The organism is Mycobacterium sp. IS-1590 (assembly GCF_001500025.1).
Classification (GTDB): domain Bacteria; phylum Actinomycetota; class Actinomycetes; order Mycobacteriales; family Mycobacteriaceae; genus Mycobacterium.
Map to the genome: position 1 here is coordinate 1 of NZ_LQIW01000009.1, position 24,424 is coordinate 24,424.

Annotated in this window: 24 protein-coding genes; 12 read left to right on the forward strand and 12 right to left on the reverse strand. The window is 67.5% G+C overall.

The window, feature by feature from the left end; translation table 11 throughout:
* Positions 1–110 precede the first annotated feature (110 nt).
* Positions 111–1,997 carry a dynamin family protein gene (locus AU197_RS08090; RefSeq protein WP_064402025.1) on the forward strand — a complete coding sequence of 629 codons (1,887 nt, stop codon included), beginning with the start codon at positions 111–113 and terminating at the stop codon, positions 1,995–1,997.
* A 78-nt stretch (positions 1,998–2,075) separates the two neighbouring features.
* A complete protein-coding gene (locus tag AU197_RS08095; RefSeq protein ID WP_064402026.1) occupies positions 2,076–3,572 on the forward strand; it encodes a dynamin family protein in 1,497 nt (498 codons plus the stop codon).
* Here the strand turns inward: AU197_RS08095 and AU197_RS08100 are convergent.
* Genes AU197_RS08100 through AU197_RS08120 form a run of 5 tightly spaced genes read right to left on the reverse strand, consistent with a single transcriptional unit; the run spans position 3,569 to position 6,623 of the window.
* Positions 3,569–4,030: a hypothetical protein gene (locus AU197_RS08100; protein WP_064402027.1), complete on the reverse strand. Its 462-nt coding sequence runs from the start codon at positions 4,028–4,030 to the stop codon at positions 3,569–3,571. The two genes, AU197_RS08095 and AU197_RS08100, sit on opposite strands and share 4 nt — an antisense overlap.
* Before the next feature lie 19 nt (positions 4,031–4,049).
* Entirely contained in the window at positions 4,050–4,514 is a 465-nt protein-coding gene (locus AU197_RS08105) for a hypothetical protein (protein ID WP_156434347.1), read from the reverse strand.
* 39 nt (positions 4,515–4,553) lie between these two features.
* Complete coding sequence (locus AU197_RS08110) at positions 4,554–5,498, reverse strand: LLM class F420-dependent oxidoreductase (RefSeq protein ID WP_064402029.1); 945 nt, start codon at positions 5,496–5,498, stop codon at positions 4,554–4,556.
* 28 nt (positions 5,499–5,526) lie between these two features.
* Positions 5,527–6,147 carry a TIGR03085 family metal-binding protein gene (locus AU197_RS08115; RefSeq protein WP_064402030.1) on the reverse strand — a complete coding sequence of 207 codons (621 nt, stop codon included), beginning with the start codon at positions 6,145–6,147 and terminating at the stop codon, positions 5,527–5,529.
* Positions 6,148–6,173: 26 nt separating this feature from the next.
* The gene (locus tag AU197_RS08120) at positions 6,174–6,623 is read right to left on the reverse strand and encodes a hemerythrin domain-containing protein (protein ID WP_231744859.1); all 450 of its coding nucleotides are present in this window, start codon (positions 6,621–6,623) and stop codon (positions 6,174–6,176) included.
* 197 nt (positions 6,624–6,820) lie between these two features.
* Here AU197_RS08120 and dnaK point away from each other — a divergent pair, with 197 nt between their 5' ends.
* The 4 genes from dnaK (at position 6,821) to AU197_RS08140 (ending at position 11,023) form a co-directional block, all read left to right on the forward strand.
* On the forward strand, positions 6,821–8,680 hold the full coding sequence (gene dnaK / locus AU197_RS08125) for a molecular chaperone DnaK (RefSeq protein WP_064402102.1): 1,860 nt from the start codon (positions 6,821–6,823) through the stop codon (positions 8,678–8,680).
* Positions 8,677–9,291 (forward strand): nucleotide exchange factor GrpE, encoded by a 615-nt coding sequence (gene grpE / locus AU197_RS08130; protein ID WP_064402032.1) that lies wholly within the window; start codon positions 8,677–8,679, stop codon positions 9,289–9,291. Before dnaK ends, grpE begins: the two co-directional genes overlap by 4 nt.
* A 152-nt stretch (positions 9,292–9,443) precedes the next feature.
* Positions 9,444–10,619, forward strand: coding sequence for a molecular chaperone DnaJ (gene dnaJ / locus AU197_RS08135; protein ID WP_064402033.1), 1,176 nt, complete (start codon positions 9,444–9,446; stop codon positions 10,617–10,619).
* The gene (locus tag AU197_RS08140) at positions 10,619–11,023 is read left to right on the forward strand and encodes a heat shock protein transcriptional repressor HspR (RefSeq protein ID WP_064402034.1); all 405 of its coding nucleotides are present in this window, start codon (positions 10,619–10,621) and stop codon (positions 11,021–11,023) included. The genes dnaJ and AU197_RS08140 overlap by 1 nt, the downstream gene beginning before the upstream one ends.
* A gap of 8 nt (positions 11,024–11,031) precedes the next feature.
* Here the strand turns inward: AU197_RS08140 and AU197_RS08145 are convergent, their stop codons facing one another.
* The 4 genes from AU197_RS08145 to AU197_RS08160 all read right to left on the reverse strand — a co-directional run bounded on the left by AU197_RS08145 (position 11,032) and on the right by AU197_RS08160 (position 15,357).
* On the reverse strand, positions 11,032–11,934 hold the full coding sequence (locus AU197_RS08145; protein WP_064402035.1) for an aldose 1-epimerase: 903 nt from the start codon (positions 11,932–11,934) through the stop codon (positions 11,032–11,034).
* Positions 11,935–12,033: 99 nt separating this feature from the next.
* Complete coding sequence (locus tag AU197_RS08150) at positions 12,034–13,104, reverse strand: NAD(P)-dependent alcohol dehydrogenase (protein ID WP_231744860.1); 1,071 nt, start codon at positions 13,102–13,104, stop codon at positions 12,034–12,036.
* A 62-nt stretch (positions 13,105–13,166) separates the two neighbouring features.
* A complete protein-coding gene (locus tag AU197_RS08155) occupies positions 13,167–14,330 on the reverse strand; it encodes an FAD-binding oxidoreductase (RefSeq protein ID WP_064402036.1) in 1,164 nt (387 codons plus the stop codon).
* A 16-nt stretch (positions 14,331–14,346) separates the two neighbouring features.
* Positions 14,347–15,357, reverse strand: a complete 1,011-nt coding sequence (locus AU197_RS08160; RefSeq protein WP_064402037.1) for a hypothetical protein — start codon at positions 15,355–15,357, stop codon at positions 14,347–14,349.
* Positions 15,358–15,457: 100 nt separating this feature from the next.
* Here AU197_RS08160 and AU197_RS08165 point away from each other — a divergent pair, with 100 nt between their 5' ends.
* The gene (locus tag AU197_RS08165) at positions 15,458–16,105 is read left to right on the forward strand and encodes a TetR/AcrR family transcriptional regulator (protein ID WP_231744861.1); all 648 of its coding nucleotides are present in this window, start codon (positions 15,458–15,460) and stop codon (positions 16,103–16,105) included.
* Here the strand turns inward: AU197_RS08165 and AU197_RS08170 are convergent.
* The 3 genes from AU197_RS08170 to AU197_RS08180 form a co-directional block, all read right to left on the reverse strand.
* A complete protein-coding gene (locus AU197_RS08170) occupies positions 16,100–16,750 on the reverse strand; it encodes a GAP family protein (RefSeq protein WP_502687867.1) in 651 nt (216 codons plus the stop codon). The two genes, AU197_RS08165 and AU197_RS08170, sit on opposite strands and share 6 nt — an antisense overlap.
* A gap of 90 nt (positions 16,751–16,840) precedes the next feature.
* Positions 16,841–17,812, reverse strand: coding sequence for an antibiotic biosynthesis monooxygenase (locus AU197_RS08175; protein ID WP_064402039.1), 972 nt, complete (start codon positions 17,810–17,812; stop codon positions 16,841–16,843).
* A gap of 61 nt (positions 17,813–17,873) precedes the next feature.
* A complete protein-coding gene (locus AU197_RS08180; RefSeq protein ID WP_064402040.1) occupies positions 17,874–18,287 on the reverse strand; it encodes an Rv0361 family membrane protein in 414 nt (137 codons plus the stop codon).
* A 193-nt stretch (positions 18,288–18,480) separates the two neighbouring features.
* On the opposite strand from AU197_RS08180, the gene clpB reads away from it, so the two are divergent.
* The 5 genes from clpB (at position 18,481) to AU197_RS08205 (ending at position 24,410) form a co-directional block, all read left to right on the forward strand.
* On the forward strand, positions 18,481–21,027 hold the full coding sequence (gene clpB / locus AU197_RS08185) for an ATP-dependent chaperone ClpB (RefSeq protein WP_064402041.1): 2,547 nt from the start codon (positions 18,481–18,483) through the stop codon (positions 21,025–21,027).
* 155 nt (positions 21,028–21,182) lie between these two features.
* On the forward strand, positions 21,183–22,016 hold the full coding sequence (gene ttfA / locus AU197_RS08190) for a trehalose monomycolate transport factor TtfA (RefSeq protein WP_064402042.1): 834 nt from the start codon (positions 21,183–21,185) through the stop codon (positions 22,014–22,016).
* 44 nt (positions 22,017–22,060) lie between these two features.
* Positions 22,061–22,849 carry an SDR family NAD(P)-dependent oxidoreductase gene (locus tag AU197_RS08195; protein WP_064402043.1) on the forward strand — a complete coding sequence of 263 codons (789 nt, stop codon included), beginning with the start codon at positions 22,061–22,063 and terminating at the stop codon, positions 22,847–22,849.
* Between the two features lie 12 nt (positions 22,850–22,861).
* On the forward strand, positions 22,862–23,758 hold the full coding sequence (locus tag AU197_RS08200; protein WP_064402044.1) for a hypothetical protein: 897 nt from the start codon (positions 22,862–22,864) through the stop codon (positions 23,756–23,758).
* Entirely contained in the window at positions 23,751–24,410 is a 660-nt protein-coding gene (locus AU197_RS08205) for a TrmH family RNA methyltransferase (RefSeq protein ID WP_064402045.1), read from the forward strand. Before AU197_RS08200 ends, AU197_RS08205 begins: the two co-directional genes overlap by 8 nt.
* Positions 24,411–24,424 lie beyond the last annotated feature (14 nt).

A 24,424-nucleotide genomic window follows, 5' to 3' on the forward strand; every position in this document is an offset into this window, starting at 1 on the left:
GGCCTGTTCTGAGCCGAACACACAACGCCACTGGCGGGGATCAAACCGTGATCCCCGCCAGTCGGCACGTCTACCGTTGACTCACCGGCCCAACCGGATACGAGGACTTGATGACGCAAGGCAATGATCGACAGGCGACGCCGGCCAAGCAGGCGCAGCCGGACAGGCAAACGAAGGTCATCGTCGAGCTGATCGACCACACCAGCCGGATCGCCGACGCCAACGATCGCGGTGATCTGGTTGAACGGCTGGCCAAGGCCAAGGCGCGCATCACCGATCCGCAGATCCGGGTGGTGATCGCCGGTCAGCTCAAGCAGGGCAAGAGCCAGTTGTTGAACTCGCTTCTGAACGTGCCGGTGTCGCGGGTCGGTGACGACGAGAGCACCGTCCTGCCGACCGTGGTGACCTACGGGGAGACCGCTGCCGCCAAGTTGATCGTGGCGCGCGGTGAGGGCGAGGAACCCGACGCCGTCGAGATTTCGATGGCCGACATCAAGAACGACCTGCGGCGCGCGCCGCAGGCCAACGGGCGCGAAGTGATCCGGGTGGAGGTGACCGCGGCGAGCCCGCTGCTCAAGAACGGTCTCGCATTCGTCGACACTCCGGGCGTCGGCGGCCTCGGGCAACCTCATCTGTCCGCGACGCTGGGTCTACTGCCAGACGCCGACGCGGTGCTGATGTGCAGCGACACCAGCCAGGAGTTCACCGAACCGGAGATGACGTTCATGCGCCAGGCGTTCGAGATCTGCCCTGTCGCAACGATAATCGCAACCAAGACCGATCTGTATCCGCACTGGCGCCAGATTGTCGAGGCCAACAAGGCGCACTTGCACCGTGCGGGTGTGAACGTGCCGATGATCCCGGCGTCCTCGCTGCTGCGCACCCACGCGATTCAGCTCAACGACAAGGAACTCAACGAGGAGTCGAACTTTCCGGCTATCGTGAGGTTCCTCAGCGAGCAAGTGCTGGCGCGGCAGAACGACCGGATCCGCGATCATGTCGTGAACGAAATCTATTCGGCAGCTGAACATTTGACGCTCAAGGTGAAGGCCGAGTTGGCGGCGCTCAACGACCCCGAGACGCGTGACCGGTTGAAGGAGGACCTGGAACGGCGCAAGCAGGAAGCTCAGGACGCGTTGCAGCAGACCGCTCTGTGGCAGCAGGTGCTCAACGACGGAATCGCCGACCTGACCGCCGATGTCGATCACGATCTGCGCGGGCGGTTCCGCATCATCAGCCAGCACATCGAGAAGGTCATCGACACCTGCGACCCGACACATCACTGGGCCGAGATCGGTGCCGAACTCGAGAATGCGGTCGCCACGGCGGTCGGGGACAACTTCGTCTGGGCCTACCAACGCGCCGAGGCGCTGGCCGCCGAGGTCGCCCGCACGTTTGTCGAGGCCGGACTCGACGCGGTCAGCATGCCGCACCTGGACCCCAGCCGGATGGGTGCCAGCCTCGGGGAGATGAAGTCGCTGGGCAAGCTGGAGGCCAAGCCGGTCCGCGCGGGACGCAAGCTGACCATGGGCATGCAGGGCTCCTACGGCGGCGTGCTGATGTTCGGCATGATGACGTCGTTCGCGGGGCTGGGCATGTTCAACCCGATCTCGCTCGGGGCCGGTCTGCTCATGGGGCGCACCGCATACCGGGAGAACATGGAGAACCGGATGCTGCGGGTCCGCAACGAGGCCAAGACCAACACCCGCCGCTTCATCGACGACACGCAGTTCGCGGTCGGCAAGGAATCGCGCGACCGGCTCAAGGCGATTCAGCGCCAGCTGCGCGACCATTACCGAGGCATCGCCAACCAGACCTCCCGATCCCTCAACGAGTCGCTGCAGGCGACCATTGCCGCCGCACAGGTGCAGGAGGCCGAACGCAACGGCCGGCTCAAGGAACTCGAGCGTCAGCTCAACATCCTCAATCAAGTCACCGAGCACGCGGTGAAGCTGTTGCCCGCCGATTCCGCGCCAGAACCCGTCGGGACCGCGTAGCGGCATCGGTGCATAAGCTGGACTCTTGGCCATCACCGAACACGGAGAGCAGCCAGGAGCATTGGTGGGTAGCGCGAGATGAGCACGAGCGATCAGGTGCGCGCGATCCTGGGTGGAACCATCCAGGCGTACCAGGCCGATCCGGCTTACCGTCAGCGCCCCGATGTGCACAACGAGTTGGATCGCATCGGCGGCCGGCTCAACCAGCCGATCCGGATAGCGCTGGCCGGCACGCTCAAGGCGGGCAAGTCGACGTTGGTGAATGCTCTTGTCGGCGAGGACATTGCGCCAACCGACGCTACCGAGGCCACCCGGATCGTGACGTGGTTCCGCCACGGTCCCACGCCGAAGGTGACCGCTAATCATCGCGGCGGCAGGCGATCCAACGTGCCGATCGGGCGCGATCCCAACGAGGGCGGTCTGACATTCGACTTCGCCACGCTCGACGCCGAGGACATCGTCGACCTTGATGTGGAATGGCCGGCCGCCGAGCTGATCGACACCACGATCATCGACACCCCGGGTACGTCGTCGCTGTCCCGCGACGTCTCGGAGCGCACGCTGCGTCTGCTCGTGCCCGAGGACGGCGTGCCGCGGGTCGATGCGGTGGTCTTCCTGTTGCGGACGCTGAACGCCTCCGACATCGCGCTTCTCAAACAGATCGGCGAGTTGGTCGGCGGTTCCGCGGGCGCGTTGGGCGTGATCGGGGTGGCCTCTCGCGCCGACGAGATCGGGGCCGGGCGCATCGATGCGATGCTGTCGGCCAAGGACGTCGCGACGCGGTTCACCGCCGAGATGGAGCGAACCGGGACGTGTCAGGCGGTGGTGCCGGTGTCCGGGCTGCTGGCGTTGACGGCACGCACGCTTCGGCAGAGCGAGTTCGTCGCGCTGGAGAAGCTGGCCGGGGTGGACGCCGCCGAGCTGACCAAGGCGATGCTGTCGGTGGACCGCTTCGTCCGCGACGACAGCCAGTTGCCGGTGGATGCCGCAACGCGGGCGGCTCTGCTGGACCGGTTCGGCATGTTCGGGATCCGGATCTCGATCGCGGTGCTGCGCGCCGGTGTCAGCGATTCGGTGGCGCTGGCCGACGAGTTGTTGGAACGCAGCGGGCTGGTGGCGTTGCGGGAGGTCATCGACCAGCAGTTCGCTCAGCGGTCGGATCTGCTCAAGGCGCATACCGCCCTGCTGTCGCTACGGCAGTTCGTGCAGGCCAACCCGATCTACGCGACACCCTACATACTGGCCGACATCGACCCGCTGCTCGCGGACACGCACGCGTTCGAGGAACTCCGGTTGTTGAGTCAGTTACGTTCGCGGCCAACAACTTTGAATGACGATGAGATGGCATCGCTGCGACGGATCATCGGCGGTTCGGGTACCGATGCGGCCAGCAGGCTCGGCCTGCAGCCGGACAACCCGTACGACGGGCCCCGCGCGGCGTTCGCGGCGGCGCAACGCTGGCGCAGGCGTGCCGAGCATCCGTTGAACGACCCGTTCACCACCAGGGCGTGCCGGGCGGCGGTCCGCAGCGCCGAGGCGATGGTGGCCGAGTACGCGGCCCAGCACCGGGGCTAAGGAGTCGGCGGCGCCGTCACCGTCTCGGTCACCGTTTCGGTGCTGGTTTCGGTGCTCGTTTCGGTGCTGATGCTCGTCGTCGGCGGCGGGGTGGTCGTGGTGGTCGTGGTGGTCGGCTCGGTGGTTGTGGCCGCCGGTGGCGCGGTGACGGTCTCGGTCACGGTCTGGGGCGACGGTGTCGTGGTGACGGGTGTGGCGGTGCGCGTCGTGGTCGTCAACGGCGTCAGCGACGTGGGTTCGGTGGTCGAGTCGTCACCGCTGATCAGGCTGGCCAGCCCCCACACGATGAGGGCGACGAGCAACGCGCCGATGGCGCCGAACGCAACCAGCGCCGCCGGCTTGCGGTACCAGGGAACCGGCTCCTCGGGCGGCACCCCGGGCCCGCCGTCGCCGTAATTGATGTACGCCGTCGGTTCGTTGTCGGGATGGTTCGGGTCGGGAGGTCCATATCGCGCCACGGCAACCGATAGTAGGCGCTCAGGGGTACGGATAGAGCGTGCGCGTCACATTCGTCCGGGGTCGGCGCGTCGTGCGGGTCGTGGCCGGGTCGTCGTCCTCGTCGGCCTCACTGGTCGGCGGCGTCGCGCTGCTTGTCGTCGTCTCGCTGCTCGAGGTCGTCTCGCTGCTCGAGGTCGTTGTTCCCGAGGGCGTCGGGTCGTTGATCTCGGTGGTCTCCGGGGGACTGGTGCTGGTGATCGTCGCGGTGGTCGCGGTGGTGGCCGTCTGGGACTCGGTCGTGGTGAACGCCGGCTCGACGTAGTTCAGCGGCGCCTGCGGCGGGTCACTGGACCGGCCGGCGACGAAGGACACCGCCAGCACCAGGATTCCGATCACGGCCAGGCCGAGCAGGCTCGCGCCGACCACTTCGAGCGTGCGGTTGTACCAGGGCTGCGGCGGCGCGTCTCCACCGCGCTCGTAGTCGTTGGTGTCACCGCCGGGCACGGCCACCGATCGTAGGGCCGCCGGCCCGCGCGCGCCTGCTCAGCGGAGCTGAGGCAGCACCTCGTGGGCGACGAACTCCAGGTGAGTGAGGTCTGACATGTCGAGTACCTGCAGGTATATGCGCTGCACTCCGGCCTGCACGAAAGGTCCCAGCTTGTCGGTGATCTCGGCGGGTGTGCCGACCGTGGGGGAGTTGCTGCGGAGCTCATCGACCTCGCGCCCGATCGCGGTGGCCCGGCGGGCGATCTCGCCGTCATCACGGCCGGCGCACAGCACGAACGCCGCGGAGTACGTCATCGAATCGGCGGCTCGCCCGGCATCGGACACGGCCGCGGCGACGCGCTCGAACTGGGTCTTTACCGTTTCCAGCGGGACGAATGGCACGTTGAACTCGGAGGCGTATTTCGCCGCGAGCGCCGGCGTCCGCTTGGCGCCCTGGCCTCCGATGATCACCGGCGGGTGCGGTGACTGCGCGGGCTTGGGCAGGCCCGGGGAATCGACGATCGTGTAGTGCTTCCCGGAGTAGTCGAACGTCTCACCCTGCGGCGTTGTCCACAGCCCCGTGATGATCTCGAGCTGTTCGGTGAGCCGGTCGAAGCGTTCGCGAAGCGACGGGAACGGGATCGCGTACGCCTGATGTTCGGCTTCGAACCAGCCCGCGCCGATGCCGAATTCCACTCGGCCGGCACTCATCTCGTCGACCTGAGCGACGGATATCGCCAGCGGGCCCGGATACCGGAAGGTCGCGGAGGTCACCATCGTTCCCAGGCGGATCGTTGACGTCTCACGCGCGATACCCGCGAGCGTGACCCAGGAGTCGGTTGGGCCGGGCAGCCCGTCGCCGCTCATCGCCAGATAGTGATCGGACCGGAAGAACGCGGAGAAGCCCAGGTCTTCGGCGGCCCGCGCGACGGCGAGCTGGTCGGCGTACGACGCGCCCTGCTGCGGTTCGACGAAAACGCGGAAATCCACCGATGAGCTCACGGCCGCCAGCTTAGGCGCGATCGACGGGTCACAGCCCGCGACGGTTCGCGCGCACCGCCTCGACGTTCGCCTGGTCGCCTTCGAAGTCGAGGCGCACTTCGTCGCGACCGGAGATGAAGAGCAGCAGTTCCTGCGCCTCGCCGACGACGGTCAGTGGTTGACCCTTTCCGACGGTGGCCAGCACCTTGCCCTGCGGTGTCTTCAGCGTCATCCGCGCGGGTCCCTTGGCCAGCGTCATCTTCGCCATCAGCGGCAGTGAACGCGTCAGGGCGCTGACCGTGCCGTTGTCCAGAGGCCTTGGCTCCCAACCGGATTGCGCTCGCCTGACATCTTCGTGATGGATGTACATCTCGCCCATGTTGGCCACCGGGTCGAGCAGCTTGAACGGCGAGTACAGCGGCGGGCCGGAGGCCACCTTGTCGAGCAGGTCCTCCCAGTCGGCCTGCGCGGTCTGCCGTTGCACTTTGTCGGTGTATCCGGCTAGTGCCGGGATCATGATCCCGGGGGTGGCGTCGAGCCTGCGCTCACGTACCACCAGATGCGCGGCGAGGTCCCGCGTCGTCCAGTCCCCACACAAGGTGGGGGCGTCGGGGCCCACCGCGCGCATGGTCTCGACGAGGGCGGCACGTTCCCGTTGTGCGGCAGTCATCCCTCCACTTTAGGGACGGGTGACACTCACACACCCCACTCGAGCATCTCCTTGCCGGGGTGGGCGGCGTGCCACGCCGCCATCGCGGCGTCCCAGTCGTCGCCGTCCAATTCCGTGATCGACGCCGGGAAGATGCCGTCCTCTTCCTTGCGGGTGTGCTCCCAGAGGTCGTCGACGGCGTCGCGGATGGCCTGCTGATCGGCCGTGCGGCTCAGGTCCACCGAGGCGAGAAGATCGGCGAGTTCGCGGTGTTCGCGAATGAGGGGCTCGATGTGCTGGGCGAACAGCTCCTCGCGCAGAAGCACCTCGAACAGGCCGTTCTCCTCGCCGCGCCAGTGCGCGCCCAGTTCCTCGGCCATCTGCGCCAGAAGGCGTCGCGCGGTGTCGAGATCACCGCGATCGATGCGCCGGACGGCTGCAGCGCCCAGGTTGAGGACGACGGCGTGCTCGGCGATGTAGTCCCGGATCAACGGCATGTCGCGGCACCCGCAGTATTGGCACATCGCAAGCGACGCTACGCCGCGGGAACAAATCCGGTAGTAGGCCCGTTGACCGATTCGACAGTTGAGTGAAACAGACTCAAGTCTGGGTTGACAGGGTAGGGTTCGTCGGCGCAGTCTTGAGTGCGGTGCACTCAGACCCCAACAAGCAGGACTATCCAGGAGGAACAAACATGGCTCGTGCGGTCGGAATCGACCTCGGGACCACCAACTCCGTCGTCGCGGTATTGGAGGGTGGCGATCCCGTTGTGGTCGCGAACTCCGAGGGCTCCCGCACCACGCCGTCCGTCGTCGCGTTCGCGCGTAACGGAGAGGTGCTGGTCGGCCAGCCCGCCAAGAACCAGGCGGTGACCAACGTCGACCGGACCATCCGTTCGGTCAAGCGGCACATGGGCACCGACTGGTCCGTGGAGATCGACGACAAGAAGTACACGGCGCAGGAGATCAGCGCCCGAACGCTCCAGAAGCTCAAGCGCGACGCGGAGAGCTATCTCGGTGAGGACATCACCGACGCCGTCATCACCGTGCCCGCCTACTTCAACGACGCTCAGCGTCAGGCCACCAAGGAGGCCGGTCAGATCGCCGGGCTCAACGTGCTGCGCATCGTCAACGAGCCCACCGCGGCGGCGCTGGCGTACGGCTTGGACAAGGGTGAGAAGGAACAGACGATCCTGGTCTTCGACCTCGGCGGCGGCACGTTCGACGTCTCGTTGCTCGAGATCGGTGAGGGCGTCGTCGAGGTGCGCGCCACCAGTGGCGACAACCATCTGGGCGGCGACGACTGGGACGACCGGATCGTGGAGTGGCTGGTCGACAAGTTCAAGGGCACCTCCGGCATCGACCTGACCAAGGACAAGATGGCGATGCAGCGGCTGCGTGAGGCCGCCGAGAAGGCCAAGATCGAGTTGAGCTCGAGCCAGAGCACCTCGATCAACCTGCCCTACATCACCGTCGACGCGGACAAGAACCCGCTGTTCCTCGACGAGCAGCTGACCCGTGCGGAGTTCCAGCGCATCACGCAGGATCTGCTCGACCGGACGCGTCAGCCGTTCCAGCAGGTGGTCAAGGACGCCGGTATCTCGGTGTCCGACATCGATCACGTGGTGCTGGTCGGCGGCTCGACCCGCATGCCCGCGGTGTCGGACCTGGTCAAGGAGATGACCGGCGGCAAGGAGCCCAACAAGGGTGTCAACCCCGACGAGGTCGTCGCGGTGGGCGCCGCTTTGCAGGCCGGTGTGCTCAAGGGTGAGGTCAAGGACGTTCTGCTGCTTGACGTCACGCCGCTGTCCCTCGGTATCGAGACCAAGGGTGGCGTGATGACCAAGCTGATCGAGCGCAACACCACGATCCCGACCAAGCGGTCGGAGACCTTCACCACGGCCGACGACAACCAGCCGTCGGTGCAGATCCAGGTCTATCAGGGTGAGCGTGAGATCGCCGCGCACAACAAGCTGCTCGGCAGCTTCGAGCTGACCGGTATCCCGCCGGCTCCGCGCGGTGTGCCCCAGATCGAGGTCACGTTCGACATCGACGCCAACGGCATCGTGCACGTGACCGCGAAGGACAAGGGCACCGGCAAAGAGAACACCATCCGCATCCAGGAAGGCTCCGGCCTGTCCAAGGACGAGATCGACCGGATGATCAAGGACGCCGAGGCGCACGCCGAGGAGGACCGTAAGCGTCGCGAGGAGGCCGACGTCCGCAACCAGGCGGAGTCGCTGGTCTACCAGACCGAGAAGTTCGTCTCCGAACAGCGTGGCGCAGAAGGCGGCTCCAAGGTCCCCGAGGACACGCTGGCCAAGGTGGACGCGGCGATCGCCGATGCCAAGAAGGCGCTGGAAGGCACCGACATCGGTGAGATCAAGTCCGCCATGGAGAAGCTCGGAGTCGAATCGCAGGCCCTCGGCCAGGCCATCTACGAGGCCACCCAGGCCGAGCAGGCGGCGGGCGGCGGTGCGGACGCCGGCGCGGCGGACGACAACGTCGTGGATGCCGAGGTCGTCGACGATGATTCTGACAAGGAGAACAAGTGACAGGAAACGATCCGCACGAGCCGGTGACCGTCACCGACAAACGGCGCATCGATCCGGTCACCGGTGAAGTGAGAGAAGCAGGTTCGGATCCGGCGCCGGATTCGGCGCCGGACGAGCCCACTGCGACGGCGGCAGGGGAGGAGGCCGACAAGGCCTCCGAACTGCTCGCCGATCTGCAGCGGGTGCAGGCCGATTTCACGAACTACCGCAAGCGGGCGTTGCGCGATCAGCAGGTGGCGGCGGACCGGGCGAAGGCTTCGGTCATCTCGCAGCTGCTGCCGATCCTCGATGACCTCGACCGCGCGCGAAGTCACGGTGACCTGGAGAGCGGTCCGTTCAAGGCGATGGCCGACAAGTTGGTCAACACCCTTGAGGGGCTGGGTCTTTCGGGCTTCGGCTCCGAAGGCGACGACTTCGACCCCGAACTTCACGAGGCCGTACAGCACGAGGGTGAGGGCACTCACCCCGTCATCGGCACCGTCATGCGACGCGGGTACAAGGTCGGCGACCAGGTCGTGCGCCATGCCCTGGTCGGGGTGGTCGACACGGTTCCCGGTGACGCCGGCGACACCGCCGCGGGCGACCGAGCGCCGGAGGCCGAAGCCGAGTGATCAGAAGGTGGCGCGGAATCGCCCGAAAGGGGCGAATCCTGCGCCACCTTCGACTCGTCGGCGACGATGTATCCGACGCGAATCGTCGGCAACCAGCAAAATCTAAAGTGAGACTGCGATAAACCTACAGAAGCGGAAGGAGGTGACGCGGTATGGCCCAGCGTGAATGGGTCGAGAAGGACTTCTACAAGGAGCTCGGCGTCTCCTCTGACGCCAGCGATCAGGAAATCAAACGGGCGGCCCGAAAGCTGCTCGCGGAGAACCATCCCGACCGCAATCCCGGCAACTCGGCCGCCGAGGACCGGTACAAGGCCGTCTCCGAGGCCAAGGAGGTGCTCACCGATCCGGCCAAGCGCAAGGAGTACGACGAGACCCGGCGGCTGTTCGCCAACGGCGGGTTCGGTCGCGGCCGGTTCGGCGGCGGGGGCTACGGCGGATTCGGTGGCGGCGACGGCGTCGAATTCAACCTGAACGACCTGTTCGACGCGGCGGGGCAGACCGGCGGCGCGAACATCGGCGACCTGTTCGGTGGGCTGTTCGGGCGCGGTGCACAGCAGCCCCGACCCAGCAGGCCGCGTCGCGGCAACGACCTCGAGACCGAGGCGGAGCTGTCGTTTTTGGAAGCCACCAAGGGTGTGGCTATGCCGTTACGGCTCACCAGTCCCGCGCCGTGTACGAACTGTCATGGCAGCGGTGCCCGCCCCGGTACGAGCCCGAAAGTCTGCCCGAGCTGCAATGGGTCCGGGGTGATCAACCGCAACCAGGGCGCGTTCGGATTCTCCGAGCCGTGCACCGAATGTCGCGGCAGCGGGTCGATCATCGAGCACCCCTGTCAGGAGTGCAAGGGCACCGGCGTGACCACCCGCACCCGCACGATCAACGTGCGCATCCCGCCGGGCGTGGAGGACGGTCAACGGATTCGGCTGGCCGGCCAGGGCGAAGCGGGTCTGCGGGGCGCTCCGTCGGGCGACCTGTATGTCACCGTCCACGTGCGGCCCGACAAGGTGTTCGGCCGTGACGGCGACGACCTGACCGTCACCGTGCCCGTCAGCTTCCACGAATTGGCGCTGGGCACAACGCTTTCGGTGCCGACACTGGAAGGCAAGGTCGGCGTGCGGGTGCCCAAGGGCACCTCGGACGGACGCATCCTGCGTGTGCGCGGCCGCGGTGTGCCCAAACGTTCCGGCGGACACGGTGATCTGCTGGTGACAGTGAAGGTGGCGGTGCCACCCAACCTGGAGGGCGAGGCGGCCGAGGCGTTGGAGGCCTATGCGAAGGCGGAGCGAGCCAGCGGCTTCGATCCGCGGGCCGGATGGGCAGGTGCCTGATGACTGCGAAGCGGTCCAATGACGAGGCCCGCACCTTCCTGATCTCCGTCGCCGCGGAGCTGGCCGGCATGCACGCGCAGACGCTGCGCACCTATGACCGGCTGGGGCTGGTGCGTCCGCAGCGCACCTCCGGCGGCGGCAGGCGTTACTCGCAGCACGACGTCGAGTTGCTCCGTGAGGTGCAGCGGCTGAGCCAGGACGAGGGTGTCAACCTCGCGGGCATCAAGCGCATCATCGAACTGACCAACCAGGTCGAGGCGCTTCAGGCGCGGATCCGGGAGCTGACCGAGGAAGTGGAGTCGCTGCGCGGGTCTCCGCGCCGCGACCTCGCCGTCATGCCCAAGAGCACCGCGGTCGTGGTCTGGCAGCCCAAAGCCGGTCGGCGGCGACATCAGGCGGAGTAGAACTTCCCTCAGCGAATCGTGATCGAGAACCGAACGGTCTCCGGCGTGCCGGGGACCGCTTTTCGGTATCCGCCTCTGCGTAGCGCGTCCGTCGGGGCCGCCATCGGTTCGATGCCGATCAGGTCGTCATTGGGGGGTGCGAAGAGTTGCGCTGCGGGATAACCGGTTTCGAATGTCACATCGATGCGGCGCCCACCGCCGGTGAGGGTGAACACCGCGCCTTCGGGCACCTCGTCGAAACCGTCGTCGTAGGCGGTGACCATCAGGGTCTGCTCACCGCCCGGCCAGGGGTCGTGCGCACCGGTGGGTATGCCTATGTCGTCCACCGGCAGATGCCGCATCGGCGGGGTGCTCAGCGTCCAGTCCTCCCGCGGCACACCGGGGATCTTCACGTACGGGTGATAGCCGAAGCACAGCGGAACGGACACCGATGAAGTGGGCGTCACCGTGGTCTCGATGGTGAGCCTGCGGCCGTCGAGCACGACGTGCTGGGTGAGCACATGCGGAAAGGGAAACGCCGCGAGCAGTTGCGCATCGGCGCCGTAGTCGAGCACGGCGGTCAGGCTGTTGTCGGTGCGGTCGCGGACCTCCCAGCCGGGGTAGGCGGCCAGCACACCGTGGATCGGTGCTCCATGCTCATCGGTCCGGACTCCGCCCGTGCCCGGAGTCAAGGTCACCACGGACCCGTCGACTTCATAAGTGTTGGCGCTCAACCGGTTCGCCCACGGATACAGGATCGGGATACCCATCGTCTTGCCGTTGTGCACATAAGCGGCCAGACCGCGGCGCTGACCGAGGAACTCGTCACCCGACTCCGTCAACGACGTTCCCACCATGCCCGCGGCAGGCACGAACGTCGCGGTCAGGTCCGACGACGGATCGCTCAGCGTGACGGCATCGAAGTCAACCACGAGACGATCGTCGCACGCTGCGCACGTGGAGTCGGGCCCCTTACCGGTTTGTGAATCTGGCGACGCTCGGAACGTCGAAACCGTCGTCAGATTCACAAGTCAGCGGACTCGGTCGTAGACGATCACCGCGCGGCCGACGAAATCTCCGCGGCCGAGCGCGTCGATGTGGTCGTTGACGTCTTCGAAGCGGACCTGGGTGACGCTGTCCTTGATCTTTCCGGCCTCGGCGAGCGCGACGACCTCGGTGAGGTCGGTGTAGTTGCCCCAGAACGACCCGAAAAACGTGTACTCCCTGCCGACCAACGGAAACAGCGGGATGTCGACCCGGTTGCCCACCAGTCCCACCGAAGCGACCGCACCTTCGGTGGCCAGCAGCGCGAAGGCCAGCCGGATGCTCTCCTCGGCACCCACACACTCGATCACCGCGTCGACCTCGCGTCGACCGGTGGCCTGCTCGAGCGCGTCACGCACCTGGTCGTCGCTCCTACCCCTGGTGTTGACGGTGTGATCGGCACCGTTTTCGGTTGCCAGCGCCAGCTTTTCGTCGCTGCGCGCGAAGGCGACCACCGTCGCGCCGGACCCGAGCAGCTTGGCGTACTGGACGGCGTAGGCTCCGAGACCGCCGACACCCATCACCGCCAACGTCGTTCCCGGTCCGAGCACACCCGCCGCGCGCAGCTTCTTCAGCCCCCGGTACGGCGTCAGGCCCGCATCGGTCAGCGGCGCCAGCGACACCGGCGACAGGTCGGCACCGACGGGTATCACCTGTTGGTGTGCCACCGGCACGTATTCGGCGTAGCCCCCGTGCGGACCGAAGCCGACCCAGTGGCCCTGGTTGCAGATCTGTTCGTTGCCGCGGTGGCATTGGCGGCATGACCCGTCGCCGAGCGGGCCGAACACCACTGCGCGAGCCCCCTCCGACAGGCCCGCGGAGGCCGGCACGTCGGCACCGATCCGATCGATGGTGCCCGCGACCTCGTGACCGGGAGTCACCGGCAGCGGCATCGGCAGGCTGAAGTAGCCGTCGATGAGTTGAAAGTCGGTGCGGCACATGCCTGCTCCGCCGACTTTGATCAGCACCTGGTTAGGCTCGATGTCGGGTATGGGGATCTCCTCCAGCCGCAGCGGCTGCTTGTACCCGTGCATGCGTGCGGCTCGCATCGTCGCCATCTGAGCTCCCGATCGTTGATCTTGATCGGAGTGTACGGGCGCCGCGGCCGCCGCGCGACGTTTCAGGAAGCCAGAGGATCGTGCTGAATGCGTTCGGCGGGTGCCCCTTTGGCGATCAGCGCGGCCTTGGTCGCCGTCACCATGGCCGGGCTGCCACAGATCAGGATCTGCCGGTCGCCCCAGTTGCCGTAGCGGGTCACCACATCGGCCAGCATGCCGGTCTGTCGCACGTGCAGGCCGCGGGGCGGCTGCACGTCCGGGTAGTCGGCGGCCCACGGCGGGTCGACGTTGAACTCCGAGACCGGTGTGACCGACAGCCATGGGTTCTGTGAGGCGATCTGCCACAACGTGCGCAGGTCGTAGAGATCGCACGGATACCGTCCGCCGAAGAACAGGTGCACCCGCGGATTGACCCCCCAGCGGGTGAGGTCCATGATCAGCGCCCGCAGCGGCGCCAGCCCGGTGCTGCCCGCCACCATCAGCACATCGCCGCCGTCGCGGTCCACGTGCAGCGCGCCGTGGGGGTTGGACAGCCGCCACCGGTCACCGGGTGTCGTCTCGGCGACGATCGCGGTGCTCACCATCCCGCCGGGCACCGAGCGGATGTGGAACTCGATGCCGCCATGGGGTTCGGTCGGGATCGACGGACTCAAGTACCGCCACCGGCGCGGCCACTGCGGAACCTGAACGGTCACGTACTGGCCAGCGTGGTAGAACAGCGGCTGGTCCAGTTGCAGACGCACGACGGAGACGTCACGGGTGACGCGCATGTGCTCGATGACCGTGCCGTCGCAGAATGGCGGACCCTCTTCGGCGTCGGCGGCTCCGCGCATCACGCCGGTCATCAACGCGACCGCGTCGCGGGTGGTCTCGGCCAGCCGGTCGTCCCAGCTCGCCGCCAGGTGACTGCGGAAGCTGGCATACAGCGCGGTCTGCATGCTGTCGTAATGCCGTTGTGTGACACCGTATTTGCGGTGGTCGCGACCCAGCTGGGCGAGGAAGGCCACCGGCTCTTGGGCACGTTGGGCGACGAGCTCGCCAAGGACCCATGTGACGGCGTGCCCGAACCGTCGCCGTTGCTCGTCCATGTCCGGCGGGAACAGGTCGCGAACCGAGATGTCGATCGCGAACCAGTGGGTGTAGAAGCGGTGGATCAGGTCGGAGCCGAGCGCGGGATCGACCGCGTCGCGCAGCATGCGCAGCGCGTCACGGTCGTCGAGTCCCACGCGGCCCGAGTGTATGTCAGCCGGGTGTCACCCTCCGCTGGCGAAGGGCCGCCAGGACGATCAGCGCCACGCCGACGACGGTCCAACAGGCCAGGACGATGACCGGTACGGCGCCGCCGGCCCCGTCGAAGAACGCCGCCGATCGCAGCAGGGTGGCGTTGGCGCCCTGCGGCAGGAACTGCCCCAGCTGCCCCCACCCGCTCGGCAGCAGTTCCGGGGCGCTGTTCAGGCCGGACAACGGATTGCCGACGAGCAGCGCGAGCACCGCGCCCAACGCAAGGCCGACGCGCCCGAACAGCGATCCCAAGCCCAGCATCGTCAACCCCATGGCCAGCATGCCCAGCGTCAGCGCACCGGTGACTCCCCAGAAGTTCGTCTCGATCGACCCCAGCACCCAACGCAACAGCGCGGCGATGGTCAGGCCGGCGACGCCGGCGAAGACCGCGGCGGCGGTGAACCGGGTCCATACCTCGCGCTTGAGCGCGAAGATCAGCGCGATCGCGGGCAGCAGCCCGGCGAGGGTGATGGGCAGGGCCGAGGCGGCCAGCCCGACACCGCGGGGATCGTCGGCGGTCGGCGGCGCCAGATCCTCGATGCGCAACTGGGCGCCGGTCTTCTCGGCGATGCCGTTGCCGATCTGGGTCAACATCTGGGCGATCATCGGGCTGCCGCCGGTCGCGATCATCAGCGTCGGCCCGTCGGGCCCGAGTGCGATGCCGCCGTAGACGTCGCGGGCGCGGATCGCCTCGCGCAGCGCGTTCGCGCTCGGGTAATACGTGAACGCAAACGCGCCCGGCGCCTGCTGCTCCATCGTGGCCGCGACTTGGCCGCTCGCCGCCTGCGGGCCCGCGGCACCGATCGGCACATCGTGCGGAGCGCTGCGGGCGGCGGGCAGCGCGAAGGCCAACGCCACGATGGCGATGACGACGGTGAGTACCACGATCACGCCCGTCGCTCGCACTGCGGCAGGCGGTTCGTGGACCGGCGATGCGTGGTGGGTGGACCGCGCGGGGGTTTCGATGGTCATGTCCGATGCCTTTTCATTCGTCGTTGAATTAGTGCGCATCGGCAGCGTAACCCCGACGAGCATCAGATTTCAACAGTTATTGAAATGCTAGCCTCGAGGCGTGGTGCCACCAGTGAAAACGGCCCGTCGCCGGGGCCGCCGCCGAGGCGAACCGGTGTCGCGCGACGCCGTGCTCGCCGCGGCGCGCAAGCGATTCGGCGCCGAGGGGTACGAGAAGACGACGCTGCGCGCCATCGCCCGCGACGCCCATGTCGACCCATCGATGGTGCTGTATCTGTTCGGGTCCAAAACCGAGCTTTTTCGGGCGTCGCTCAATGTGGTCGTCGACCCCGGGGCGCTGGTTTCCGCACTTGCCGGTGGCCCCGACGACGACCCCGACATCGGCACCCGCATGGTGCGGGCGTACCTGCGGATCTGGCAGTCACCCGAATCGGGTCCCACGATGGTCGCGATGCTGCAGTCGGCCACCTCGAACTCCGACGCTCACGAGGCGTTCAGGGGGTTCATGCAGGACTACGTGCTGAGCGCGGTGTCCGACGAGCTCGGAGGTACAGAGCAGGCCAGGCTGCGCGCGCTGCTGGCCGCGAGCCAACTCGTGGGCACGGCGATACTGCGGTTCGTCATGAAGATCCCACCGTTGGCCACGCTGCCCGACGACGATCTGGTGCGGCTGCTGGCGCCGACGGTGACGCGGTACCTGACCGCCGACGCCGACGAGCTCGGACTGCCGGCCTCCGACGAGTCATAACCCGTGAACGCCCTTGTACAGCACCATGAGACCGATCACCACGAGAATGCCCGCCATGAGGACGGCGTGCTGGCGGTCCATCCAATCCTTGAGCCGGTTCAGCGATCGGTCGAGACGGTCGCCGGAGACCGCATAGGCCAGGATCGGCAGCGCCACGGTGGATCCGGCCACGATCACGAACCAGGCGACGGCCAGCCAATCGTCGCGTGAGCCCCCGCCGGCAGTGCCGATCGCCAAACCTGCTGCCGCACAGATGAACAGGACCTTCGGGTTGACGACGGTCAGCGCCATCGCCGCGCCGCCCGCCCGCAGGGGGGTCAGCGTGCTCAGGCTCTGCATCCACTTGGGTTTGTGGGCCGACTTCTTCCGGTTGAGCCACCGGTACAGGCCGAACGCGATGAGTGCCGCGCCGACCACGATCCGCAGCCAGGACGCCCATCCCGGCGGGTGACCTTCGCGCCCACCCATCAAGCTGGAGACCTGCAGGAAGACGCTCGTCAGCAGTGTCAACCCGATGATCCAACCCGCCAGGAACGCCAGGCCGGTCGGGCGCGGCCGCGGTGTGTGCAGCACGAGCACCGCGGGAATGATCGACAGCGGCGAGAGCGCCACCACCAGTGCCAGGGGAATCAGTTCGGTCAGCAACGATCCCGTGTCCACGAGGCCGAACATTATCGGAATGCCCGGTGCCGGTGCGGCTCTTGCGCGCACCCGCGGTGCGTGCCGGGTTCGGTGTCAGTGCAGACGCCACAAGACGACCGTCACGAAGTGGAACGTCAGCGCCCAGAACGCCATGGTGATCGCGATTGTCCCGAGGCCGCGCAAGTTGGTCCGTGACAGGGACACGTCCGGCGGCGGACGCAGCCAGTGCTTCAGTAGCGGGTTCACGTAGTAGGGCATGACGACGAAGCTGATGATCAAGGTGGACAGGAGGTTTCCGACGAGCAGGTTCAACCACAGCGGTAGGCGCAGCGGGGACAGGGCGATGGTGAGCAGCATGACGGTCGGATACAGCCCGACCCACACCGCGATCGACGTCTTGAGGTCCGAAGGCGGTGGAGCCGGCCTGCCGTGCTCGTCGAAGGCGAACCAGCTGCCGAACGAGTTGTCGACGGTACGCAGCTCGAAGTCGGAGAACCTGTGGCCCTCGGTGAGGAGGTCGCGTCGTTCTTTCGAGCCCAGCCACCGGTCGAGGTCCGCGGCGGTGTCATAGCGGTAGATGGCGGTCCACTCGTCTTGAACCCCCGGCACGGGACGAAACAGCTCGCTGCCGCGGAAGCCGGGAAACGTCTTCTCGGCCAACCGAAGTCGCTCCTGCCACGCGAGGAAATCGTCGATCTCGTAGGCACCGACCCGATGGCTGACGACCGCGGTCACCAGCGCATCGTCGGCCTTGGCGCGACCGCCGACGACCTGCTGGGTGGCCGGGCCGTCGAAGAACTCTCGGCCCGCGCTGAGGCGGTCCTGTCGGGTGGCGCTGTTGAGCCACGCCTGGAGGTGAGCGATCGAATCGAACCGGTAGACCACCACCCATTCGGGCTGAACGGCGGTCGGAGGGTTGACCTCGGCGCCGAGAAAGCCGGCATACCGGGAGGCCTCGCGGTTGAGGTCGTGCTGCCACCGCTCGAACTCCGCCTCCTTACCGGCGCGGACCCGCTGCCCGATGATGACCGTGGCGACGGTGTCGTCGTCCGTCTCGTTGTCCATCCGGGGCCTCAGGACAGGGGGAGCGGTCGAGGTGCACCGAAGGTGCCGGCGGTCACCACTGTCAGATCGATTGTGTCGGGTGGTACTGGCAGGCCTTCCATTCGCCCTCCTCGCGGAGGAAGTCGATGTCGAAGGTCTTGGCGCTGGGCTGGTTTTCGGCGGAGAACCGCACCGTGGCGACGGCCGACACCACGGGTTTGCCCGCGACCGTCACCGAGCTGACGGAGATCCGGGTGGGGCCGTCGGCCTCGCGGCTGGCATACCACTCGTCCTCGAACCCCGCGGCCCGGCGCATGGGTGCACAGACATGTTCGGCGAACGACGCGAAGTCCGCGCGGTTGTACGAGCCGTTCATGCCGTCGAGGACGGCGCGGACCTGATCCTCCTCGCCGGCCGCCGAGGCGGGGGCAGCGAGCGCGCAGGAGCCGACCACGCTCAGCGCGCAGCCCGCGAGCACGGCGGTGAGTCGACGCATGAGATCAAGCGTCGCTGATGCAGGTGTGAAAACTGTGACAGCTGTGCGGCGTGTTGTTTTCCCTGCTCGCTCAAGCATCGGTCGGGCGCAGCGAAATTGATTAGACTTGAGCGGAACAGACTCAAGATTGACGACGTTGAACTATCGGACAAGCATTTTTGCCAAGCTCACGAACCGAGGAAAGGGAGGTGTCGTGGACTCGTTCAACCCGACGACCAAGACCCAGGCGGCGCTGACCGCGTCGTTGCAGGCGGCGACCGCCGCGGGCAACCCGCAGATCACGTCTGCCCATTTACTGATGGCTCTGCTTACCCAGAACGACGGCATTGCCGCACCACTTCTCGAGGCCGTCGGCGTCGAACCCGCCACGATCCGCGCGGAGGCACAGCGACTTCTCGACCGGCTACCCAGCGCCAGCGGCGCGGCGTCGCAGCCGCAGCTCGCTCCGCAGGCTCTGGCCGCGATCACCGCCGCCCAGAACCTGGCGACCGAGATGGACGACGAGTACGTCTCGACCGAACACCTGATGGTGGGGCTGGCCACCGGTGACTCGGATACGGCGAAGCTGCTCAACGGCCACGGCGCCTCCCCGCAGGCGCTACGCGAGGCTTTCGTCAAGGTGCGCGGCAGCGCCCGGGTCACCAGCCCGGACCCGGAAGGCACCTACCAGGCTTTGGAGAAGTACTCCACCGACCTGACCGCCCGGGCCCGCGAAGGCAAGTTGGACCCGGTCATCGGACGCGACACCGAGATTCGTCGCGTCGTGCAGGTGCTGAGCCGTCGCACCAAGAACAACCCGGTGCTGATCGGTGAGCCCGGCGTCGGTAAGACCGCGATCGTCGAGGGCCTGGCTCAGCGCATCGTTGCGGGCGACGTGCCCGAGAGTCTGCGCGACAAGACCGTCGTCAGCCTGGACCTGGGCTCGATGGTCGCCGGCTCGAAGTACCGCGGCGAGTTCGAGGAGCGGCTGAAGGCCGTGCTCGACGACATCAAGAACTCGGCGGGTCAGATCATCACGTTCATCGACGAGCTGCACACCATTGTCGGCGCCGGTGCCACCGGTGAGGGTTCGATGGACGCCGGCAACATGATCAAGCCGATGCTGGCCCGCGGCGAGCTGCGCCTGGTCGGGGCGACCACGCTCGACGAGTACCGCAAGTACATCGAGAAGGACGCCGCACTGGAGCGCCGGTTCCAGCAGGTGTACGTCGGTGAGCCGTCGGTCGAGGACACCGTCGGCATCCTGCGCGGGCTCAAGGACCGCTACGAGGTGCACCACGGTGTGCGGATCACCGACTCCGCGCTGGTGGCGGCGGCGACGTTGTCCGACCGCTACATCACCTCGCGGTTCCTGCCGGACAAGGCAATCGACCTGGTCGACGAGGCCGCGTCCCGGCTGCGCATGGAGATCGACTCCCGTCCCGTCGAGGTCGACGAGGTCGAACGGCTGGTGCGCCGGCTCGAGATCGAGGAGATGGCGCTGTCCAAGGAGGAGGACGCCGCCTCCAAGGAACGGCTGGAGAAACTGCGCGCCGAACTGGCCGACCACAAGGAGAAGCTGGCCGAACTGACCACGCGGTGGCAGAACGAGAAGAACGCCATCGACATCGTCCGCGAGCTCAAGGAGCAGCTCGAGGCGCTGCGAGGTGAGGCCGACCGCGCCGAACGCGACGGGAACCTCGAGCGCGCCGCCGAACTGCGGTACGGCCGCATTCCCGAGGTGGAGAAGAAGCTCGACGCGGCGCTCCCGCACGCCGAGGCGCGTGAGGACGTCATGCTCAAGGAGGAGGTCGGCCCCGACGACATCGCGGACGTGGTGTCGGCGTGGACCGGTATTCCCGCGGGGCGGATGCTCGAGGGCGAGACGGCCAAGTTGCTGCGCATGGAAGACGAGCTCGGCAAGCGCGTCGTCGGCCAGAAGAAGGCTGTGCAGGCGGTGTCGGACGCCGTGCGGCGCAGTCGCGCCGGCGTCGCCGACCCGAACCGGCCGACGGGTTCGTTCATGTTCCTGGGCCCGACCGGTGTCGGTAAGACCGAGCTGGCCAAGGCGCTGGCGGAGTTCCTGTTCGACGATGAGCGCGCGATGGTCCGCATCGACATGAGCGAGTACGCCGAGAAGCACTCCGTCGCGCGACTGGTCGGTGCGCCTCCGGGCTACGTCGGCTACGACCAGGGCGGTCAGCTGACCGAAGCGGTGCGCCGGCGCCCGTACACGGTGATCCTGTTCGACGAGATCGAGAAGGCCCACCCGGACGTGTTCGACGTGCTGCTGCAGGTGCTCGACGAAGGCAGGCTGACCGACGGCCAGGGCCGCACGGTCGACTTCCGCAACACGATCCTGATCCTGACGTCGAACCTGGGTGCCGGCGGTACCGAGGAGCAGGTGATGGCCGCCGTGCGCGGGGCGTTCAAGCCGGAGTTCATCAACCGGCTCGACGACGTGATCGTGTTCGACGGGCTCAACCCCGAGGAGCTGGTGCACATCGTCGACATCCAGCTGGCACAGCTGGCCAAGCGGTTGGAGCAGCGCAGGCTCACCCTCGAGGTGTCGTTGCCCGCCAAGAAGTGGTTGGCCCAGCGGGGCTTCGACCCGCAGTACGGCGCCCGCCCGCTGCGCAGGCTGATCCAGCAGGCCATCGGCGACCAGCTGGCCAAGCTGCTGCTGTCCGGCGACGTGCACGACGGCGACATCGTGCCGGTCAACGTCAGCCCGGACGGCGACTCCCTGGTCCTGGGCTGACCCGGTCGTTCCGCCCGCGAAACTGCATTCCGGCAGCGAAATGTCGCGTAGACACCTGCTGGGATGCAGTTTCGCGCGATCGATATCGCAAGATGCCGGGTTGTGACCAGCACGAGTTCTGGATTCGGCGCTACCTGCAAGTAGGCTAGAGCGCAATGGTCCCGCTTTGGTTCACGCTGTCCGCGCTCTGCTTCGTCGGTGCGGCCGTGCTGCTCTATGTCGACATCGACCGTCGACGGGGGTTGGGGCGTCGGCGCAAGTCCTGGGCGAAGTCGCACGGCTTCGACTACGAACACGAATCGGCCGACATCGTCCGACGCTGGAAGCGCGGCGTGATGTCCACCGTCGGTGATGTCACGGCGAAAAACGTGGTCCTCGGGCAGATCCGCGGCGAGGCGGTATTCATCTTCGACCTCGAAGACGTCGCGACGGTGATCGCCCTGCACCGCAAGGTCGGCACCAACGTCGTCGTCGACCTGCGGCTCAAGGGCATCAAGGAGCCGCGGGAGAACGACATCTGGCTACTCGGCGCGATCGGCCCGCGCATGGTCTACTCCACCAACCTCGACGCCGCGCGCCGCGCGTGCGACCGGCGGATGGTGACCTTCGCTCACACCGCGCCCGACTGTGCCGAGATCATGTGGAACGAGGAACACTGGACGCTGGTTTCCATGCCGGTGACCAGCACGCGCGCCCAGTGGGACGAGGGTCTGCGCACCGTGCGTCAGTTCAACGATCTTCTGCGGGTCCTGCCGCCGACCCCGCAGGCCATGGCGAGCCAGGGCAGCCAGGGGGCGCTGGCCCGGCGGAGCGGGTCGCCGAGCCGCCCGCTCACCCCCGCCGCCGGCCGCGGCGAACCGGCCCCCGGCGCCGACGCTCCGGCCCGCCCCGAAGCCGCGCGCTACCCCCAGCAGCCGCCCCCTCGGCCGGATGCGCGGCGCCAGCCGCCGTCGCGGAACGGGCGGCAGTCACCGCACTACCAGCGGTAGGTGGTCTCGCCGGAGCTCGCGACCGCGGGAAGTAGCCTGAAGCCATGTCTCGCCCCGTCGCCCTGATCACCGGACCGACGTCCGGCATCGGCGCGGGCTTTGCGCGCAGATTCGCCCGCGACGGTCACGATCTCGTGCTCGTCGCACGCGACGCCGCCAGGCTCGAGCGCCTGGCCGCTGAACTGCGCGACGAGGGCGGTGCGACCGTCGAGGTGCTCACCGCCGACCTCGCTCAGGCAGCCGACCGCGCGAAGGTGGCCGACCGGCTCGCCGCCGGCGTCCAGGTGCTGGTGAACAACGCCGGTTTCGGAACCTCCGGGGAGTTCTGGACCGCGGACTTCTCCCTGCTGCAGTCGCAGCTCGACGTGAACGTCACCGCCGTCATGCAGCTGACGCATGCGGCGCTGCCCCCGATGCTGGACGCCGGCCGCGGCACGGTGATCAACGTCGCCAGCGTCGCCGGTCTGCTACCCGGCCGCGGATCGACATATTCGGCGTCCAAGGCGTGGGTGGTCGCGTTCTCCGAGGGTCTCGCCAACGGTTTGGACGGCACCGGGGTCGGAGTGCACGCGTTGTGTCCGGGCTTCGTCCGCACCGAATTCCACCAGCGGGCGGGCATCGACATGGAGGGCACACCGTCGTGGTTCTGGCTCGAGGTCGACGACGTGGTTCGCGAGACGATGGCCCATGTCGGTGACGGCGCCAAGAACAAGAAGGTCGTGATCATCCCCGGGATGCAGTACAAGGTGCTGACCACCGGCGGGCGGATGGCGCCGCGAAACCTGGTGCGCGCCGTGACCAAAGTCGTGGGCAGGGGCCGTGGCCGGACATAGGGCACTGCGTACGTGCGTGCGCTGATCGCGGTGCTGACCGCGATCGTCGTCGCGGCATCGGCATGCTCTCGAGACGATGCGTCGGTTCATCCTTACGGCGCGCAGACCGCCGTCATCGGCGAATCGCTTGCCACACTGGGCTGGAACATGTCGGTGTCGAACCTGCGCTTCGACGGCGACTATGTGTTGTTCGACGTCGACGCGTCACCCGCGGAGGGCGGCGGCGAGCACGCCAGACCCGAAGACATCCGGTTCGGTCTGTACGGGGCGCTCGCGCACCCGATCGAGGCCAACGGCATCGGAAGCTGTCGCGACGCAACCGACCTCGAGTTGCGGCCACTCTCGGCGCCCACACCCGACCGCCTCACCGGCACGGTGTGCATAGGACCCGCGCGCGACCAGATACAGGTGCGCGGCGTGTACGCCTACTCGCCGCGCGACCGGACACCGGGCACCACCGTCGCCCATCCTGCGGCCTTCCCCGTCGGCCTGCCCGCCGTCAGGGACAGCGACACCGGATTGTCGCTGCGCACCACGAGTCTGGATGCCTTCCGCGCCGACGGTGCGATGCTCCCCCCGGCGGCGCTGGGTGACCCGAACGCCTTCACCGGCAACGGCTACATGCTGCTGGGCCTCGAAATCAGCGGCGTGGCAGAGCAATACCGCGATGTCTCGCAGCAGCGCGGCGGGCCGGCGATGGTGTTGGTTGCGCCGACGGTGCCCCCGCCCGGGCTGAGCCACGCGTGCGACGTCTACGGCGCCTCGGTGCTGGTGCTTCCCGACGCATCCCGCGACGCCGTGCAGGTGCGTGCATCGCTGTGCACCCAGGGCGAGATCAACAACGCGCTGCTGTATGCGACCGTCTCCCTCGTCGGTACCCACGCCGCACTGTGGACGAAGGATGACTGACGCAGGGGAACCGGGGGTCGCCGGGCCCACCGAATGGGGAGAGGCTCCCGGCGTCGGCCCCTGGCAGGGGCCACCGCCCGACGACCCTCGATACGACCCGACCCTGCTCCGCGACGGGGACACCCGCAATGTCGTTGACGCGTACCGCTATTGGACCCGCGAAGCGATCATCGCCGATATCGACGAGCGCAGGCACGCCCTGCATATCGCAATCGAGAACTTCGGCAACGACGCCAACATCGGCGCGGTCGTGCGCACCGCCAACGCGTTCGCCGTCGACACCGTGCACATCGTCGGCAGACGACGGTGGAACCGTCGCGGCGCGATGGTGACCGACCGCTACCAACGGCTGCGCCACCACGACACCACCGCCGCGCTGCTTGCCCACGCGGCCGACGCCGGCCTGACGGTGGTCGCCGTCGACAACATCCCGGGCGCGTTGCGTATCGAAACCACCCCGCTGCCGCGGGACTGCCTGCTGGTTTTCGGCCAGGAAGGGCCGGGGATCACCCCCGAGGCGAAGGCCGGCGCCGCCATGACCGTGTCGATCGCCCAATTCGGCTCGACGCGAAGCATCAACGCGGGCGTCGCGGCCGGTATCGCGATGCACACCTGGATCACCCAACACGGGGACCTTTCGGCGGCCTGGTAAGGCAGGATCGACAC

Coding starts and splice junctions, on each gene's coding strand:
- AU197_RS08090 (WP_064402025.1), top strand. CDS start 111: ATGACGCAAGGCAATGATCGACAGGCGACGCCGGCCAAGCAGGCGCAG.
- AU197_RS08095 (WP_064402026.1), top strand. CDS start 2,076: ATGAGCACGAGCGATCAGGTGCGCGCGATCCTGGGTGGAACCATCCAG.
- AU197_RS08115 (WP_064402030.1), bottom strand. CDS start 6,147: ATGACTGCCGCACAACGGGAACGTGCCGCCCTCGTCGAGACCATGCGC.
- AU197_RS08120 (WP_231744859.1), bottom strand. CDS start 6,623: ATGCCGTTGATCCGGGACTACATCGCCGAGCACGCCGTCGTCCTCAAC.
- dnaK (WP_064402102.1), top strand. CDS start 6,821: ATGGCTCGTGCGGTCGGAATCGACCTCGGGACCACCAACTCCGTCGTC.
- dnaJ (WP_064402033.1), top strand. CDS start 9,444: ATGGCCCAGCGTGAATGGGTCGAGAAGGACTTCTACAAGGAGCTCGGC.
- AU197_RS08140 (WP_064402034.1), top strand. CDS start 10,619: ATGACTGCGAAGCGGTCCAATGACGAGGCCCGCACCTTCCTGATCTCC.
- AU197_RS08150 (WP_231744860.1), bottom strand. CDS start 13,104: ATGGCGACGATGCGAGCCGCACGCATGCACGGGTACAAGCAGCCGCTG.
- AU197_RS08160 (WP_064402037.1), bottom strand. CDS start 15,357: ATGACCATCGAAACCCCCGCGCGGTCCACCCACCACGCATCGCCGGTC.
- AU197_RS08175 (WP_064402039.1), bottom strand. CDS start 17,812: ATGGACAACGAGACGGACGACGACACCGTCGCCACGGTCATCATCGGG.
- AU197_RS08180 (WP_064402040.1), bottom strand. CDS start 18,287: ATGCGTCGACTCACCGCCGTGCTCGCGGGCTGCGCGCTGAGCGTGGTC.
- ttfA (WP_064402042.1), top strand. CDS start 21,183: ATGGTCCCGCTTTGGTTCACGCTGTCCGCGCTCTGCTTCGTCGGTGCG.
- AU197_RS08195 (WP_064402043.1), top strand. CDS start 22,061: ATGTCTCGCCCCGTCGCCCTGATCACCGGACCGACGTCCGGCATCGGC.
- AU197_RS08205 (WP_064402045.1), top strand. CDS start 23,751: ATGACTGACGCAGGGGAACCGGGGGTCGCCGGGCCCACCGAATGGGGA.